We start from the raw sequence: 11,987 nt of genomic DNA, 5'->3' as shown, positions 1-11,987 counted from the left end.
TCAGTCGCGGGGCGGCGCCAGCGCCACGAACGCGATCGGGAAGCCGCATTGCGTTGCGAACTGAGCGACGGAGACCGCTATGTCCTCACGCGCCACGTTGCGCTCTGCGAAAATCATGCGGATTTCCTCGGCGGTGGCGTTCACGTCGAGCACGGGTGTCTCGTCGATACGGCTGCGCACCTTCAGCTCCACGGCGCGCTGCATATCATCCGACAGTTTGATCAACATCATCGCTCTCCTAACGAGCGAGGTTTAGCCCAGACAGGTCCGCCAAGCAAGTTAAGAATTGGTGAAAAATCATTATATTCAATGGCTTAGCAAAATTAGAAACTGGCCGAATCGGCGCCGACTGAGGCGGGGGCACCGCAAGCGTCAGCGCTTGCATGCACGCCGTTTGCGTTGTTAACATCACTTACTCATTCGACGTGGTCGCAGTAAAATGATGGAAGACGAACGCGCCGAGCGTCTGCAGGTGATGCTGAGCCAGGAAGAGCTGCGAGCGCTGGAAAACTGGCGCTTCGAAAAGCGCATGCCGAGCAGAGCTGCGGCCGTGCGTGAGTTGTTGCGACGCGGCCTCGCGGCCGAGGGCTTCGACCTCGCGGGCGAAGGTGTCCGTTCTCAAGAATTCGGCATTGTCGACCGCCGGGGAGCTGAAGCTTCGTCCGACGAAGAGGCTTGATTCAGCCCGATTGTCGCAGCGCCGATGCGGCCGATTGCGCGGGACCGAGGCGATTGCTAGATCAGGGCCGCGTCCGCTCGACGCGGTTTCCTGCGATAACGACGCTCCGCGACGCCATGCAACGCCTGATCGATCTGGCCAATCCGACGCGCTTCATGCGCTTTTCCGCAACGATCCTGCCTTGGGTGGCAGGGGCGTCGCTGCTGCTTATCGCCGTCGGTCTCTATCTCGCCTGGTTCGTGGCGCCGGCCGATTACCAGCAGGGCGAGACGATCCGGATCATGTTCATCCATGTGCCCGCCGCCTGGCTGGCGATGATGTTCTATTCGCTGATGGCGCTCTCGGCGCTCGGCACGCTGGTCTGGCGCCACCCCCTGGCGGATGTCGCGCAGAAGGCGGCGGCGCCGATCGGTGCGTGCTTCGCGCTGGTCTGCCTGATCACCGGCGCGCTCTGGGGCAAGCCGATGTGGGGCACATACTGGGTATGGGACGCGCGGCTGACCTCCGTCCTCGTGCTGCTGCTGGTCTATCTCGGCATTATCGCGCTCTGGCGCGTACTGGACGAGCCGTCGCGCGCGGCGCGCGCCGTCGCCATCCTGACGCTGGTCGGCTTCGTCAATGTGCCGATCATCAAGTTCTCGGTCGACTGGTGGAACACGCTGCACCAGCCGGCCTCGGTGCTGCGCCTGGGCGGGCCGACGATCCATCCCTCCATGCTGTGGCCGCTGCTGATCCTCGCCGTCGGCTTCACGCTGTTCGCGCTGGCGCTGCATATGGTCGCGATGCGCGCCGAGATCATGCGCCGGCGCGTGCGGACGCTGACGATCCTCGAAGCGGAGCGGCTCGACCGGCTCGCTTCGCAGGGCGTGCCGGCATGACCGCACTCACGGACAGCCTCGGGCCGCATGCCGGCTTCATCCTCGCATCCTATGGCGCGGCCGTGATCATCCTCGCCGGGCTGACGCTCTCGATCCTGCGCGATCACCGCGCCCAGAAGCGCGCGCTCGACGCGCTGGAGCAGCGCGGTGCCGGCCGCCGCTCGGGCCGGGAGGCATCATGAGCCAGATCGAGACCCTGCCTCCGCGCCGTTCGCCGCTCGTCTTCCTCGTGCCGCTGATCATCTTCGGGGCGCTGGCGATCGTCTTCGGCATCGGCCTGTTCTCGGGCGATGCCAGCAAGATTCCGTCCGCGCTGGTCGGGCGCGTCGCCCCCGCGATCACGCTCGCGCCATTGGAAGGCCTGCAGCGCGACGGGCAGCCGGTCCCTGCCTTCGGCAATGCCGACCTGGCCAAGGGGCGGGCGACGCTGGTCAACGTCTTTGCGAGCTGGTGCGCGCCCTGCCGGGTCGAGCATCCCGTGCTCGTCGGCCTCGCCGAAACGGACGCCGTGAAGCAGGGCAAGATCGCGCTGGTCGGGATGAACTACAAGGACGAGGCGGAGAATGCCCGCCGCTTCCTCGGCGCGCTCGGCAACCCGTTCTCGGCCGTCGGCGTGGATCGCAGCGGGCGGTCGGCGATCGAATGGGGCGTCTACGGCGTGCCCGAAACCTTCGTCATCGGGCCGGACGGGCGCATCCTCGACAAGCATGTCGGCCCGCTCGACCAGGCGGCTGCGGCGAAGTTGCTTGCGCGGGCGCTGAAGGCGCGCTGATCAGCGCGTCATGCTCGGGCTCGACCCGAGCATCTCATGCCGAAAGAGGCGGTCTCTTCTGGAAGAAATTCTCGGGGCGAGCCCGAGAATGACGCTGTTCAGGCCGCCTTGCGGCTGGAGACGAGGCTCTCGAACAGGCCGCGCCCATCGGTGCCGCCGACCAGCGAATCGATCAGATTCTCGGGATGCGGCATCAGGCCGAGCACGTTGAAGCCGGGTGAATAGATGCCGGCGATGTTGTTCAGCGAGCCGTTCGGGTTCGCTTCGGCCGTGACCTTGCCGTCGGCATCGGCGTAGCGGAAGGCGACGAGGCCCTCGCCCTCAAGGCGTGCCAACGTCTCGGCATCGGCGATGTAGTTGCCCTCGCCATGTGCGATGCAGACATCGATAGCCTGCCCCTTGGCATAGGCGCGGGTATAGGGCGTGTCGTTGCGCTCGACCGTGAGGTGCTGGCGCTTGCAGACGAATTTCAAATGCGCGTTGCGCACGAGGATGCCGGGCAGAAGGCCCGCCTCGCAGGCGATCTGGAAGCCGTTGCAGATGCCGAGCACATAGCCGCCGCGGGCGGCGTGGGCGCGGGTTGCGTCCATGATGTGGGCGCGGCCGGCGATGGCGCCGGTGCGCAGATAGTCGCCATAGGAGAAGCCTCCCGGCAGCACGACGAGGTCGATCCCGGCCGGCAGCTCGGTATCGCCGTGCCAGACATGGACGACTTCGGCGCCAGCCTGCTTCAGCGCCTTGGCGACGTCGCCGTCACGGTTGGAGCCGGGAAAGGTGATGACGGCGGCCTTCATTGCTCAGGCTCCGATCTCGACGCGGTAGTTCTCGATCACGGTGTTGGCGAGGAGCTTGTCGCAGGCTGCCTTGAGCGCGGCCTCGGCGGCGGCCTTGTCCGAGCCCGAGAGCTCGATGTCGAAGACCTTGCCCTGGCGAACCGAATCGACGCCGTCGATGCCGAGCGACTTCAGCGCACCTTCGATCGCCTTGCCCTGCGGATCGAGCACGCCGTTCTTCAGGGTGACGGTGACGCGGGCTTTCATGGGGATCTCCGGACGAGCGTTGTTGGGGCGTGCCTTAACGATGAATCGGGGCGGGCTCAACCGTTTCCCGCCGTTTCACGTGAATCAGCGGCTGCGCCAGGCGGCTTCCGCGTCGCGGCGGGCGGCGTCCGCCCTGTCGCTTATGGCGAGCGCGACGACCAGCTTGTCGGCCTCGCGGGCATAGAGGATGGCGGTGACGGCCTCTCGGCCGGGCGTATCGAGCGAGCGGATGGTGACGAGGATGCCGCGCGCTTCCGCCGAATCGAACCGGGCGACATCCGTCGCGCTGCGGGCCGCCTTCGGCTCGGCCTTCCTCTTCTGGTTCCGCTGGGCCTTGCGGCGTTCGGCCGCCTTCGCTGCCGCCATCTGGGCGAAGGCCTGTCCAAGGCGCGCCGGGCTTTCGGACAGGGCTTGCTCCATCTGCCTGGCCTGTTCACCTTCAAGGGCGATCACCGCGGCGAAGCCCTGCTGGACACAAGCTTCGCGCGGGCAGAAAACCATCGCGCGGGCTTCCAGCCCGTCATTCAGCACCCAGGAGCCGATCGGCAGCCGGTTCCAGCCCTCCGAGGCCGGCAGGTCGGCGATCCCGGCGCCGAACTGGTTCGTGCAGCCGGCGAGCAGCAGGCCGGCAGCGAGAATCAGGGTCGCGACATGAAAACGGGAGCGCATGCGCTCCCGCTTCATCTGCGATTGTGGCCGGGTGACGACCCTCACTGCACCAGGCGCGGTCCGGTCGGGCCGGGGTTCTCGTTCTCGCCGAGGATGCCGAGACGGCGGGCGACTTCCGAGTAAGCCTCGATCAGGCCGCCCATGTCGCGGCGGAAGCGGTCCTTGTCCATCTTGTCCTTCGACTTGATGTCCCAGAGCCGGCACGAATCCGGGCTGATCTCGTCGGCGACGACGATGCGCATCATCTCGCCTTCCCAGAGCCGGCCGGTCTCCATCTTGAAATCGACGAGGCGGATGCCGGCGCCGAGGAAGAGGCCGGAGAGGAAGTCGTTGACGCGGATCGCCAGCGCCATGATGTCGTCGATCTCCTGCGGCGTGGCCCAGCCGAAGGCGGTGATGTGCTCTTCCGAGACCATCGGGTCGTTGAGCGCATCGTTCTTGTAGTAGAACTCGATGATCGAGCGCGGCAGCTGCGTGCCCTCCTCGAGGCCGAGGCGGGTCGCCAGCGAGCCGGCGGCGATGTTGCGCACCACGACTTCGAGCGGGATGATCTCGACCTCGCGGATGAGCTGCTCGCGCATGTTCAGCCGGCGGATGAAATGCGTGGGCACGCCGATATCGTTCAGATTCGAGAAGATGTGCTCGGAGATGCGGTTGTTGAGCACGCCCTTGCCATCGATCACTTCATGCTTCTTGGCATTGAAGGCGGTCGCGTCATCCTTGAAATGCTGGATCAGCGTACCGGGCTCGGGTCCTTCATAGAGGACCTTCGCCTTGCCTTCGTAGATGCGACGGCGGCGATTCATGGGGATGTACCGTGGCTTGAGGAAATCCAAAGGTCGGCCCTTCTCTGGACGCGATGAGGTCGCGGCGGGATCTTGGCCCCTGAACTGTCGGTCTTGTAGCACAACCCGGCGATCCCATGGGGATCGATCTTCGGGCCGGCACAGGCGCCGGTTGTGCATAGGGTGCCCGAAGGCACCCGCAGCGCCTGCTATATGGAGTGTCTCGGCCGCAAACGCAACAAAACGCCTTTCGGAGGCTCCAGAAGGCTTAAGCGCGGCTGTAACCGGCGGGGAGGCTGGCTCTCGCCGCGCCGACACCCTATATGGTCGGACATACAGGAATTCCCGCCCGCGAGAGGATATGGACGCCGCATGACGACCTTCGATCAGCGCAAGGACGCCTTCGAGAACAAGTTCGCCCATGACGAGGAGCTGCGCTTCAAGGCGACCGCCCGGCGCAACAAGCTGCTCGGGCTCTGGGCCGCCGAGAAGCTCGGCAAGAGCGGTGCCGATGCGGATGCCTATGCCAAGTCTGTCGTCGTTGCCGATTTCGAGGAGGCCGGCGACGAGGATGTGGTGCGCAAGGTCAAGAACGACTTCGTGCTGGCCAACGTCAACGCGTCCGACACCGAGATCCGCACGGTGATGACCGAGCTGCTGATCAAGGCGGCCGAGGACATTCAGGCCGGGCGCTGAGAGACTGATCGAGAATTCTACTGCGGCGGCCAACTGACGGCGTTTTCTGCGCTTCCGGTGCTCACGTACTCCGGTACGCTCCGCTCCGGTTCTCGAAGACGCCGCCATTTGTCTCTCCGCAGCGAATTCTCAATCGGGCTCCGGGCGCATCCCGGCAGACGCAGGACGTCTCTGAAACGGGCGCATGGGCGCCCGTTTGCATTTCCGGGCCGGGCCGGTCCAACGTGCATCAGCCGCCGCGCCGTCTGAAGCGCGGGCTTTGAACGGATGAACGCACCATGGCCAAACCCACCGTCCTCTCTTCCCTCGCCGACCGCTTCGCCAAGGGCGACAGCGTCGTCTCGGCCTGGTGCGGCCTGCCCGATCCCTCGATCTCGGCGATCCTGGCGCAGGAGGATTTCGACGCGATCACGCTCGACATGCAGCACGGGCCGATCACGCTGGGCGAAGTCATCCGCGCGATCCCGCTGATCAATGCGGCCGGCAAGCCGGCGCTTGCGCGCATTCCGGTCGGCGAGTTCCAGAACGTCTCGAAGCTGTTCGATTCCGGCGTTTCCGGTGTGATCGCGCCGATGATCAACACCATGGAGGATGCGCGCCGCTTCGCCGCCTATGCCAAATATCCGCCGATGGGCGAGCGCAGCTGGGGCAGCTATGGCGGCCTGATCGCCTCCGGCCTCGACCAGAACGCCTATCTCAAGGCGGCCAACGGCTTCTCCATGACCTTCGCGATGATCGAGACGCGCGAGGCGATGGCGATCGTCGACGACATCCTCGCTCTGGACGGCATCGACGCCCTGTTTGTCGGACCGTCCGATCTGTCGATCGCGCTGTCCGGCGGTGCGCAAGTCGATGCGACTGCGCCCGAAGTGGACGCGGCGCTGAAGCACGTCGTCGCCCGGGCTTCCGCCGTCAACAAGCCGGTCGCGCTCTATGCGGCGACGGCCGAGCGCGCCAAGCAGGGTCTGGCCATGGGCGCGCGCATGGTCACGGTGATGAGCGATTCGGCCCTGCTGCGCGCGGCGACGCAGACGGCCCTGAAGATCGTGCGCAGCTAGAGCGCGCTATCAGGCGTTGATACCCTCGCGGCGCTTCAGGACGGCGTAATAGGCCCAGAGCAATCGCGCCGCGACGCCGCGCCAGGGCCGCCAGGCCTCCGCCATGGCCTGGAGCTCCACCGGCTTCGGCCGCTCCGCGAGGCCGAAGGCATGGCGGGCGGCTTCCTGAATGGCGAGATCGCCGGCAGCGAAGCCGTCGCGATGGCCGAGACAGAACAGCAGATAGACATCGGCCGTCCACGGGCCGATGCCGGAGATCGCCGTCATCCGGGCGTGGACCTCTTCCGGCGTTGCCAGCTCGAGCGCCTCGAAGGCGAAGCGCTTCTCGGCAAGCGCGGCGGCGAGGGCGAGCAGCGTGCGCTGTTTCGGCCGCGACAGGCCGGAGAGGCGCATATCGTCGTCGGTCGCAGCCAGCACCCGTTCCGGCGTCAACGGGACGAAGACGCTTTCGAAGCGGTTCCAGACGGCGCGGGCGCTCGCGACCGACAATTGCTGCGAGACGATGATGGCGGCGAGGCCGGGGAAGCCGCCTTCGCGCAACCTGAGCGGGGGCAGGCCGGTGCGCGCGACGACGGCGTTCCAATGCGGATGCATCGCGGCCAGAGCTGCCATGCCTTCTTCGAGGTCGCTGTCGCAGGTGATTCGTTCGGTCATGACGAGAGCCTTGATGGCGCAGGAGCCGGGTTGCGTCAGCAGCGAGGGAGCCGCTTGGCGCGCGGCATGGCAATCCCTAGACAGGGTCGATGGCGTCCATTCCACCCGATTCCGGCAAGCCGGTCTTCCGCTTCGCGCCGAGCCCGAACGGAAGGCTGCATCTCGGCCATGCCCTTTCGGCGCTGACCAACGAGGCGCTTGCCCGGCAGGTGGGCGGGCATCTCCTGCTGCGGATCGAGGATATCGATCTCACCCGCTCGAGGCCGGAATTCGTCGAAGGGATCGTCGCGGACCTCGATTGGCTCGGGATCGCCTTCGAGCCGGATGTCCGCAGGCAATCGCAGCATTTCGACGATTACGCGGAGGCTCTCGGTGTCCTGCAGGCGCGTGGGCTGGTCTATCCCTGCTTCTGCTCGCGGCAGGAGATTCGTGCCGAAGTGATGGAGCGCGAAGCGGCATCCGGGCCGCCCTGGCCACTCGATCCCGATGGCGCGCCCCTTTATCCCGGCCGTTGCAAGGTACTGGATCCAAACGAAGCAGCCATGCGCGTCGCGGCCGGCGAGCCGCATGTGCTGCGCCTCGATATGTCCAGCGCCATCGCTTTGGCCGGAGAGGAGTTGAGCTACACGGTTTTCGACGCTGCAGGTTCCAGCCAGGTCGCACCGGCCAGGCCCGGGCGCTGGGGCGATGTCGTGCTCGCGCGCAAGGACGTGCCGACGAGCTATCACCTTGCGGTCGTCGTCGACGACGGCTTGCAGGGCGTGACGCATGTCGTGCGCGGCCGCGACCTCGAAGCCGCGACCGATATCCATGTCGTGCTGCAGCGCGTGCTCGGGCTGCCGACCCCGCTCTATCATTTTCATCGCCTGCTGCTCGACGATGACGGGCGCAAGCTCGCCAAGAGCCGGCGGTCGGAAAGCCTCGCGGAGCTGAGAGCAGATGGCGTCGGGCCGGCCGAAATCCGGCGGCGGCTCGGCTTCGCCTGAACGAATCAGCCGACGCCGAGATAGGTCAGCCAAGCCGCGGTCGTGAACAGCGACAGCAGGGTCGAAAGCGTGATCGCGCTCGACGCATCGGCGACGCCCTGCCGGTAGCGCTCGGCGAAGAGATAGGCGTTGATGCCACAGGGACAGGCCGCGAACAGCACGGCGACGCCGGACCAATGGGCCGGCATCTCGAAGACCTTCGTCGCGAGCCAATAGACCAGCAGCGGGTGCAGGCCGAGTTTCAGCCCGCTCAGCACGGCCGGCAGGGCGAGGCCCGATTCCAGCCCGTAGCGGCGCATGGCGATGCCGAGGCTGATCAGCGCGCAGGGAACGGCTGCTCCCGCCAGCAGATCGACCAGCGTCCAGGCCGGCTCCGGGATCAGGCCGATGAAGGGGCGCACGGCGGAGCCGAGGAGAATGCCGATGATGATCGGGTGGGTGAAGAGCCGCTTGATCAGCTGCGGCACCGAGGCGGAGCGGCCTTCGGCCAGCAGCGTCGCGACCGTCATCGTCACGGGAAGATGGATGGCGAGCAGCAGGCCGAGCGGCACCGCGCCGGCATCGCCATAGGCCTTCAGGATCATCGGGACGCCAACGAAAACCGTGTTCGACTGCGCGGCGGCAAAGCCGGAGACCACCAACTCCGGTCCCTTCCGCGCGAAGAACTTGCTGGCGATCAGCATCGCCAGCGCCCAGACTACCGCGAGCCCCGCGAAATAGGCGATCCAGTAGCCCCAGGGCTGGGTCACCGGAATGTCCGCCTTGGCCAGCGTCCGGAACAGCAGGCAGGGAACGGCCAGCACGAAGACGAAATCGGACAGGCCTTCGCCCGTCGTCTCGCGCAGGAGCTTCGTCCAGCGCGCGACATAGCCGAGGCCGATCAGCCCGAAGACGGGCAGGACGACGAGAAGGGAAGCGAGCATCGGCGGGGGACCCGCATCACGAGAGAAAGGCGCCTGATCAGGCGGTGTCGTCTCAAGGCGATGGTGTCAAGCGGCAGAAGCGTGGCGAGCGCCCGATTGCCAGGCGGGCATGCGCTCAGCGCAACTGTGCGACCGCTCCGCCCGCCTTCTCGATGAGGCCGCGAATCTCGTCGCGCTGGCGCTTGAATTCGCCGAGGGTCGGACCCTGCAGCTCACGCCCGCGGGGCACGCGAATCTTCATCGGATTGACGAAGTTGCCGTTGACCAGCACCTCGTAATGTAGATGCGGGCCGGTCGACAGGCCGGTGGAGCCGAGATAGCCGATGATCTGGCCCTGGCGGACCTTGGCGCCGGGCACGATGCCGGAGGCGAAGTTCGACTGGTGCGAATAGGTGGTGACGTAGCCGTTGGCGTGCTGGATCTCGGTGTGCTTGCCGTAGCCTGAGGACCAGCCCGCCTTGGTGACGACGCCGTTGCCGGCGGCGAGGATCGGCGTACCGATCCGGTTGGCCCAGTCGATGCCGGTATGCATCTTCGAATAGCGCATGATCGGGTGGTAGCGCATGCCGAAGCCCGAGCGCAGCTCGCCATCGGCGATCGGCTTGCGCAGCAGGAACTTCTTCAGCGATTTGCCCTCGTCGTCGAAATACTCGATCAGCCCGTCATCCGGCGCCTGGTAGCGGAAGACCCGGCGCGTCTCGCCATTCACCGTCAGCGACGCGGAAAGGATCTCGGCCCGCTCGCCCTCGTCCTCCTCGGTGAAGATCACCTCCAGATTGTCGCCGCCATGGACGCGCTGCTGGAAATCGAGATCGTAGGAGAAGATGCGGACGAGCTCGTCGATGAGCGGCCGCGGGAGATCGTGGCGCGCGCCGGTCTCGTAGAGGCTCTCATAGAGTCGTGCGCCACCGGCGCCCTCATTCTCGTCCTCTTCCTCGGTCTCCTGCCGTTGCGGCCGCGGGATGGCCAGATTCTGACGCGGCAGGTCGACGGCGACGAAGGCGCCCTTGTCGTTCATGGCGATCATGCCATCCGGCTGGCCGTTGCTCAGCAGCGAGACACGCATGATCTGGCGCGCATCGCCGGGGCGCGGACCGGGTGCGTAGAGCACCTGAAGGACCTGGCCGTCGGGCAGGGCGGTGGTCCGGACCTTGCCGCCGAAGGCCGTGATCATGGTGCGGATCTGCTCGGGCGTGGCGCCGGTGCCGCGCATGACCTGCTCGAAGTTCTCGCCGCGCTTGGCCATCACCAGCTTGTCCTCGACGAGCGGTTCGCGGGAGGCCGGAATCGGCGTCTTCGGCGCGTTGGTGACGTTCTCGGGAACGACGCGGACCTCGATGCCGGAAAAGCGCGTATCGGTTGCCGGCGCATAGGCGAGGATATCGCCGCCACCGACAGCTCCGCCGGTCAGGGTGCGGCTGAGCATCAGCTGCGGCGGGATCGGCAGGGCGCGCTGGCGGCCCGAATTCGCCAGGTTCGCGCGCTCTTCCTCGATCTGGGAGATGACGTCGGTGTCGCTCAGCTGCGGTTTGCCCGCGGGGATGACGATGTCGCCGAGATCGCGTTTGACGATGGTGACGTCCGCGTCGGGCATATCCTGGGCCGGCTCGGCATAGCGCTCTTCCGGCTGCCCGCCTTCGGCGAAAAGGCGGAGCGGATTGAAAGGCGGGATATTGCTCGCATAGACGCCGGTGGTCAGTGACAGGTCCGATGCGAGCCGGACGAAGGGGCGTACGCGGATCACCTCGCGGTTGCCGACTTTCTGGGACATCGGCGCACGCAGCGTATGGCGCGCCGACATGATCGGCTGATCGGCGACCAGCTTGTCGGCCTTGCGCGCGCCGCCGCCCTCTCCCGCCGCCGAGGATGAGCGCACGGCGACGGTCTCGGGCTGCTCGGGATAGCTTGTGTCGCCCCGCATGGCGACGAGGATCGCCGCACCCAGCAAGGCCGCGCCGCAGGACCCGACCAGGGCGCAGGCGAAGAGCCAGCGCAGCGAGACGCCGCGCCGGTCGAGCGGCTGCTGGCGCGAATCGACCGGCTGGATCGGCGGCTCGATGCCGAGATCGACGAGCAGGGCGGCTGACTCGGGGGAGAGCGGCTCGAGCGGCTGTGCGAACTCGGGATGGGCGTTCATGTCTCGGAGCGGGCTATGCTGCGTGCGGGGTGTCTTGAAACCTCGATAGCGAACTCCGCCGCAGCGAAGATGCCTTGAACGCGTCCTGACGAAAGCGCGCCAAGACCATGCCCGTGCCGGCAGCGGGAATCAATCCGTTCAGCCGTGGACGATCTCCTGTGCGGGCAGATTGCGGCTGTTTTGGGAAGCGCTGCACGAGCTCCCCCCGCGAAACGCGTACGCAAGCGCGCGCGGTTTCAATACTCAAGCGATATCCAGCTCGAACTGGGGCTCTGTCTAAAGAGGCGATTGCTCAATTCTCTCCGTGGGCGGTCGCGAGGGGCGATGTCCCGACGCGGGGCCGAAGCGGGGAGCCGAGCCCTGCGTGGAAGGGAAGCTGCAAAAGCAGGCGAAAAGTCGCCATTCCAGCCGCCTGGAAGACAGAAATGCGTTCCGTCAAAAAAACTTCATCGAGCGTGTTGACATCGGATCCGGCCGTGGCCTATAAACCGCCCATCGAGACGGCGCCGCCGCTGAGCGGCGCCTCTTCTGCGCTTCCTAAGGACGCTGGGGCTGATGTCCGGGTAACCGGGCGGGTTCCTGTCGGAATTTGTAGAGTGCACGCTGTTTGAAAATTGAAGACAGAAAGAGAAACGTGGACGGCGAAGTTCTTGCGGACTTGCTTACGGGCAAGTCAAACGAGACTTCGGTGTGCTGCGTTTACAAGAGCC

15 protein-coding genes are annotated in these 11,987 nt (G+C 66.2%); 7 read left to right on the top strand and 8 right to left on the bottom strand.

What is annotated here, in order from left to right; all coding sequences use genetic code 11:
* Entirely contained in the window at positions 1 to 228 is a 228-nt protein-coding gene (locus tag NWE53_RS18680) for a hypothetical protein (protein WP_265050868.1), read from the bottom strand.
* Positions 229 to 439: 211 nt separating this feature from the next.
* Between NWE53_RS18680 and NWE53_RS18675 the strand changes: the two genes are divergently transcribed.
* The 4 genes from NWE53_RS18675 to NWE53_RS18660 all read left to right on the top strand — a co-directional run bounded on the left by NWE53_RS18675 (position 440) and on the right by NWE53_RS18660 (position 2,329).
* Positions 440 to 679 carry a hypothetical protein gene (locus NWE53_RS18675; RefSeq protein ID WP_265050867.1) on the top strand — a complete coding sequence of 80 codons (240 nt, stop codon included), beginning with the start codon at positions 440 to 442 and terminating at the stop codon, positions 677 to 679.
* Between the two features lie 116 nt (positions 680 to 795).
* Positions 796 to 1,557, top strand: coding sequence for a heme ABC transporter permease (locus NWE53_RS18670; RefSeq protein ID WP_265050866.1), 762 nt, complete (start codon positions 796 to 798; stop codon positions 1,555 to 1,557).
* The gene (ccmD, locus tag NWE53_RS18665) at positions 1,554 to 1,739 is read left to right on the top strand and encodes a heme exporter protein CcmD (protein ID WP_265050865.1); all 186 of its coding nucleotides are present in this window, start codon (positions 1,554 to 1,556) and stop codon (positions 1,737 to 1,739) included. The genes NWE53_RS18670 and ccmD overlap by 4 nt, the downstream gene beginning before the upstream one ends.
* Complete coding sequence (locus NWE53_RS18660; RefSeq protein WP_265050864.1) at positions 1,736 to 2,329, top strand: DsbE family thiol:disulfide interchange protein; 594 nt, start codon at positions 1,736 to 1,738, stop codon at positions 2,327 to 2,329. Before ccmD ends, NWE53_RS18660 begins: the two co-directional genes overlap by 4 nt.
* A 98-nt stretch (positions 2,330 to 2,427) precedes the next feature.
* On the opposite strand, the gene purQ is transcribed toward NWE53_RS18660, so the two are convergent.
* The 4 genes from purQ to purC all read right to left on the bottom strand — a co-directional run bounded on the left by purQ (position 2,428) and on the right by purC (position 4,874).
* Positions 2,428 to 3,123: a phosphoribosylformylglycinamidine synthase subunit PurQ gene (gene purQ / locus NWE53_RS18655; RefSeq protein ID WP_265050863.1), complete on the bottom strand. Its 696-nt coding sequence runs from the start codon at positions 3,121 to 3,123 to the stop codon at positions 2,428 to 2,430.
* Between the two features lie 3 nt (positions 3,124 to 3,126).
* On the bottom strand, positions 3,127 to 3,369 hold the full coding sequence (gene purS / locus NWE53_RS18650; protein ID WP_257735086.1) for a phosphoribosylformylglycinamidine synthase subunit PurS: 243 nt from the start codon (positions 3,367 to 3,369) through the stop codon (positions 3,127 to 3,129).
* An 84-nt stretch (positions 3,370 to 3,453) separates the two neighbouring features.
* Positions 3,454 to 4,038 carry a hypothetical protein gene (locus NWE53_RS18645; RefSeq protein ID WP_265050862.1) on the bottom strand — a complete coding sequence of 195 codons (585 nt, stop codon included), beginning with the start codon at positions 4,036 to 4,038 and terminating at the stop codon, positions 3,454 to 3,456.
* A gap of 41 nt (positions 4,039 to 4,079) precedes the next feature.
* The gene (gene purC / locus NWE53_RS18640) at positions 4,080 to 4,874 is read right to left on the bottom strand and encodes a phosphoribosylaminoimidazolesuccinocarboxamide synthase (RefSeq protein ID WP_199092193.1); all 795 of its coding nucleotides are present in this window, start codon (positions 4,872 to 4,874) and stop codon (positions 4,080 to 4,082) included.
* A 321-nt stretch (positions 4,875 to 5,195) separates the two neighbouring features.
* Here purC and NWE53_RS18635 point away from each other — a divergent pair, with 321 nt between their 5' ends.
* Together NWE53_RS18635 and NWE53_RS18630 are read left to right on the top strand one after the other, a co-directional pair.
* The gene (locus NWE53_RS18635; RefSeq protein ID WP_265050861.1) at positions 5,196 to 5,519 is read left to right on the top strand and encodes a DUF1476 domain-containing protein; all 324 of its coding nucleotides are present in this window, start codon (positions 5,196 to 5,198) and stop codon (positions 5,517 to 5,519) included.
* Between the two features lie 278 nt (positions 5,520 to 5,797).
* Entirely contained in the window at positions 5,798 to 6,577 is a 780-nt protein-coding gene (locus NWE53_RS18630; RefSeq protein ID WP_265050860.1) for an HpcH/HpaI aldolase family protein, read from the top strand.
* Between the two features lie 9 nt (positions 6,578 to 6,586).
* Here the strand turns inward: NWE53_RS18630 and NWE53_RS18625 are convergent, their stop codons facing one another.
* Positions 6,587 to 7,231 (bottom strand): DNA-3-methyladenine glycosylase family protein, encoded by a 645-nt coding sequence (locus NWE53_RS18625; protein ID WP_265050859.1) that lies wholly within the window; start codon positions 7,229 to 7,231, stop codon positions 6,587 to 6,589.
* 89 nt (positions 7,232 to 7,320) lie between these two features.
* On the opposite strand from NWE53_RS18625, the gene gluQRS reads away from it, so the two are divergent.
* Positions 7,321 to 8,217 carry a tRNA glutamyl-Q(34) synthetase GluQRS gene (gluQRS, locus tag NWE53_RS18620; protein WP_265050858.1) on the top strand — a complete coding sequence of 299 codons (897 nt, stop codon included), beginning with the start codon at positions 7,321 to 7,323 and terminating at the stop codon, positions 8,215 to 8,217.
* A 5-nt stretch (positions 8,218 to 8,222) separates the two neighbouring features.
* On the opposite strand, the gene NWE53_RS18615 is transcribed toward gluQRS, so the two are convergent.
* Complete coding sequence (locus NWE53_RS18615; RefSeq protein WP_265050857.1) at positions 8,223 to 9,140, bottom strand: AEC family transporter; 918 nt, start codon at positions 9,138 to 9,140, stop codon at positions 8,223 to 8,225.
* A gap of 115 nt (positions 9,141 to 9,255) precedes the next feature.
* The gene (locus NWE53_RS18610) at positions 9,256 to 11,277 is read right to left on the bottom strand and encodes a M23 family metallopeptidase (RefSeq protein WP_265050856.1); all 2,022 of its coding nucleotides are present in this window, start codon (positions 11,275 to 11,277) and stop codon (positions 9,256 to 9,258) included.
* Positions 11,278 to 11,987: the final 710 nt, after the last annotated feature.

It is taken from the genome of Bosea sp. NBC_00550 (assembly GCF_026020075.1).
Classification (GTDB): domain Bacteria; phylum Pseudomonadota; class Alphaproteobacteria; order Rhizobiales; family Beijerinckiaceae; genus Allobosea.
Note: the sequence above shows the minus strand (reverse complement) of the source record. Positions and strands in the feature narration are given on the sequence as shown.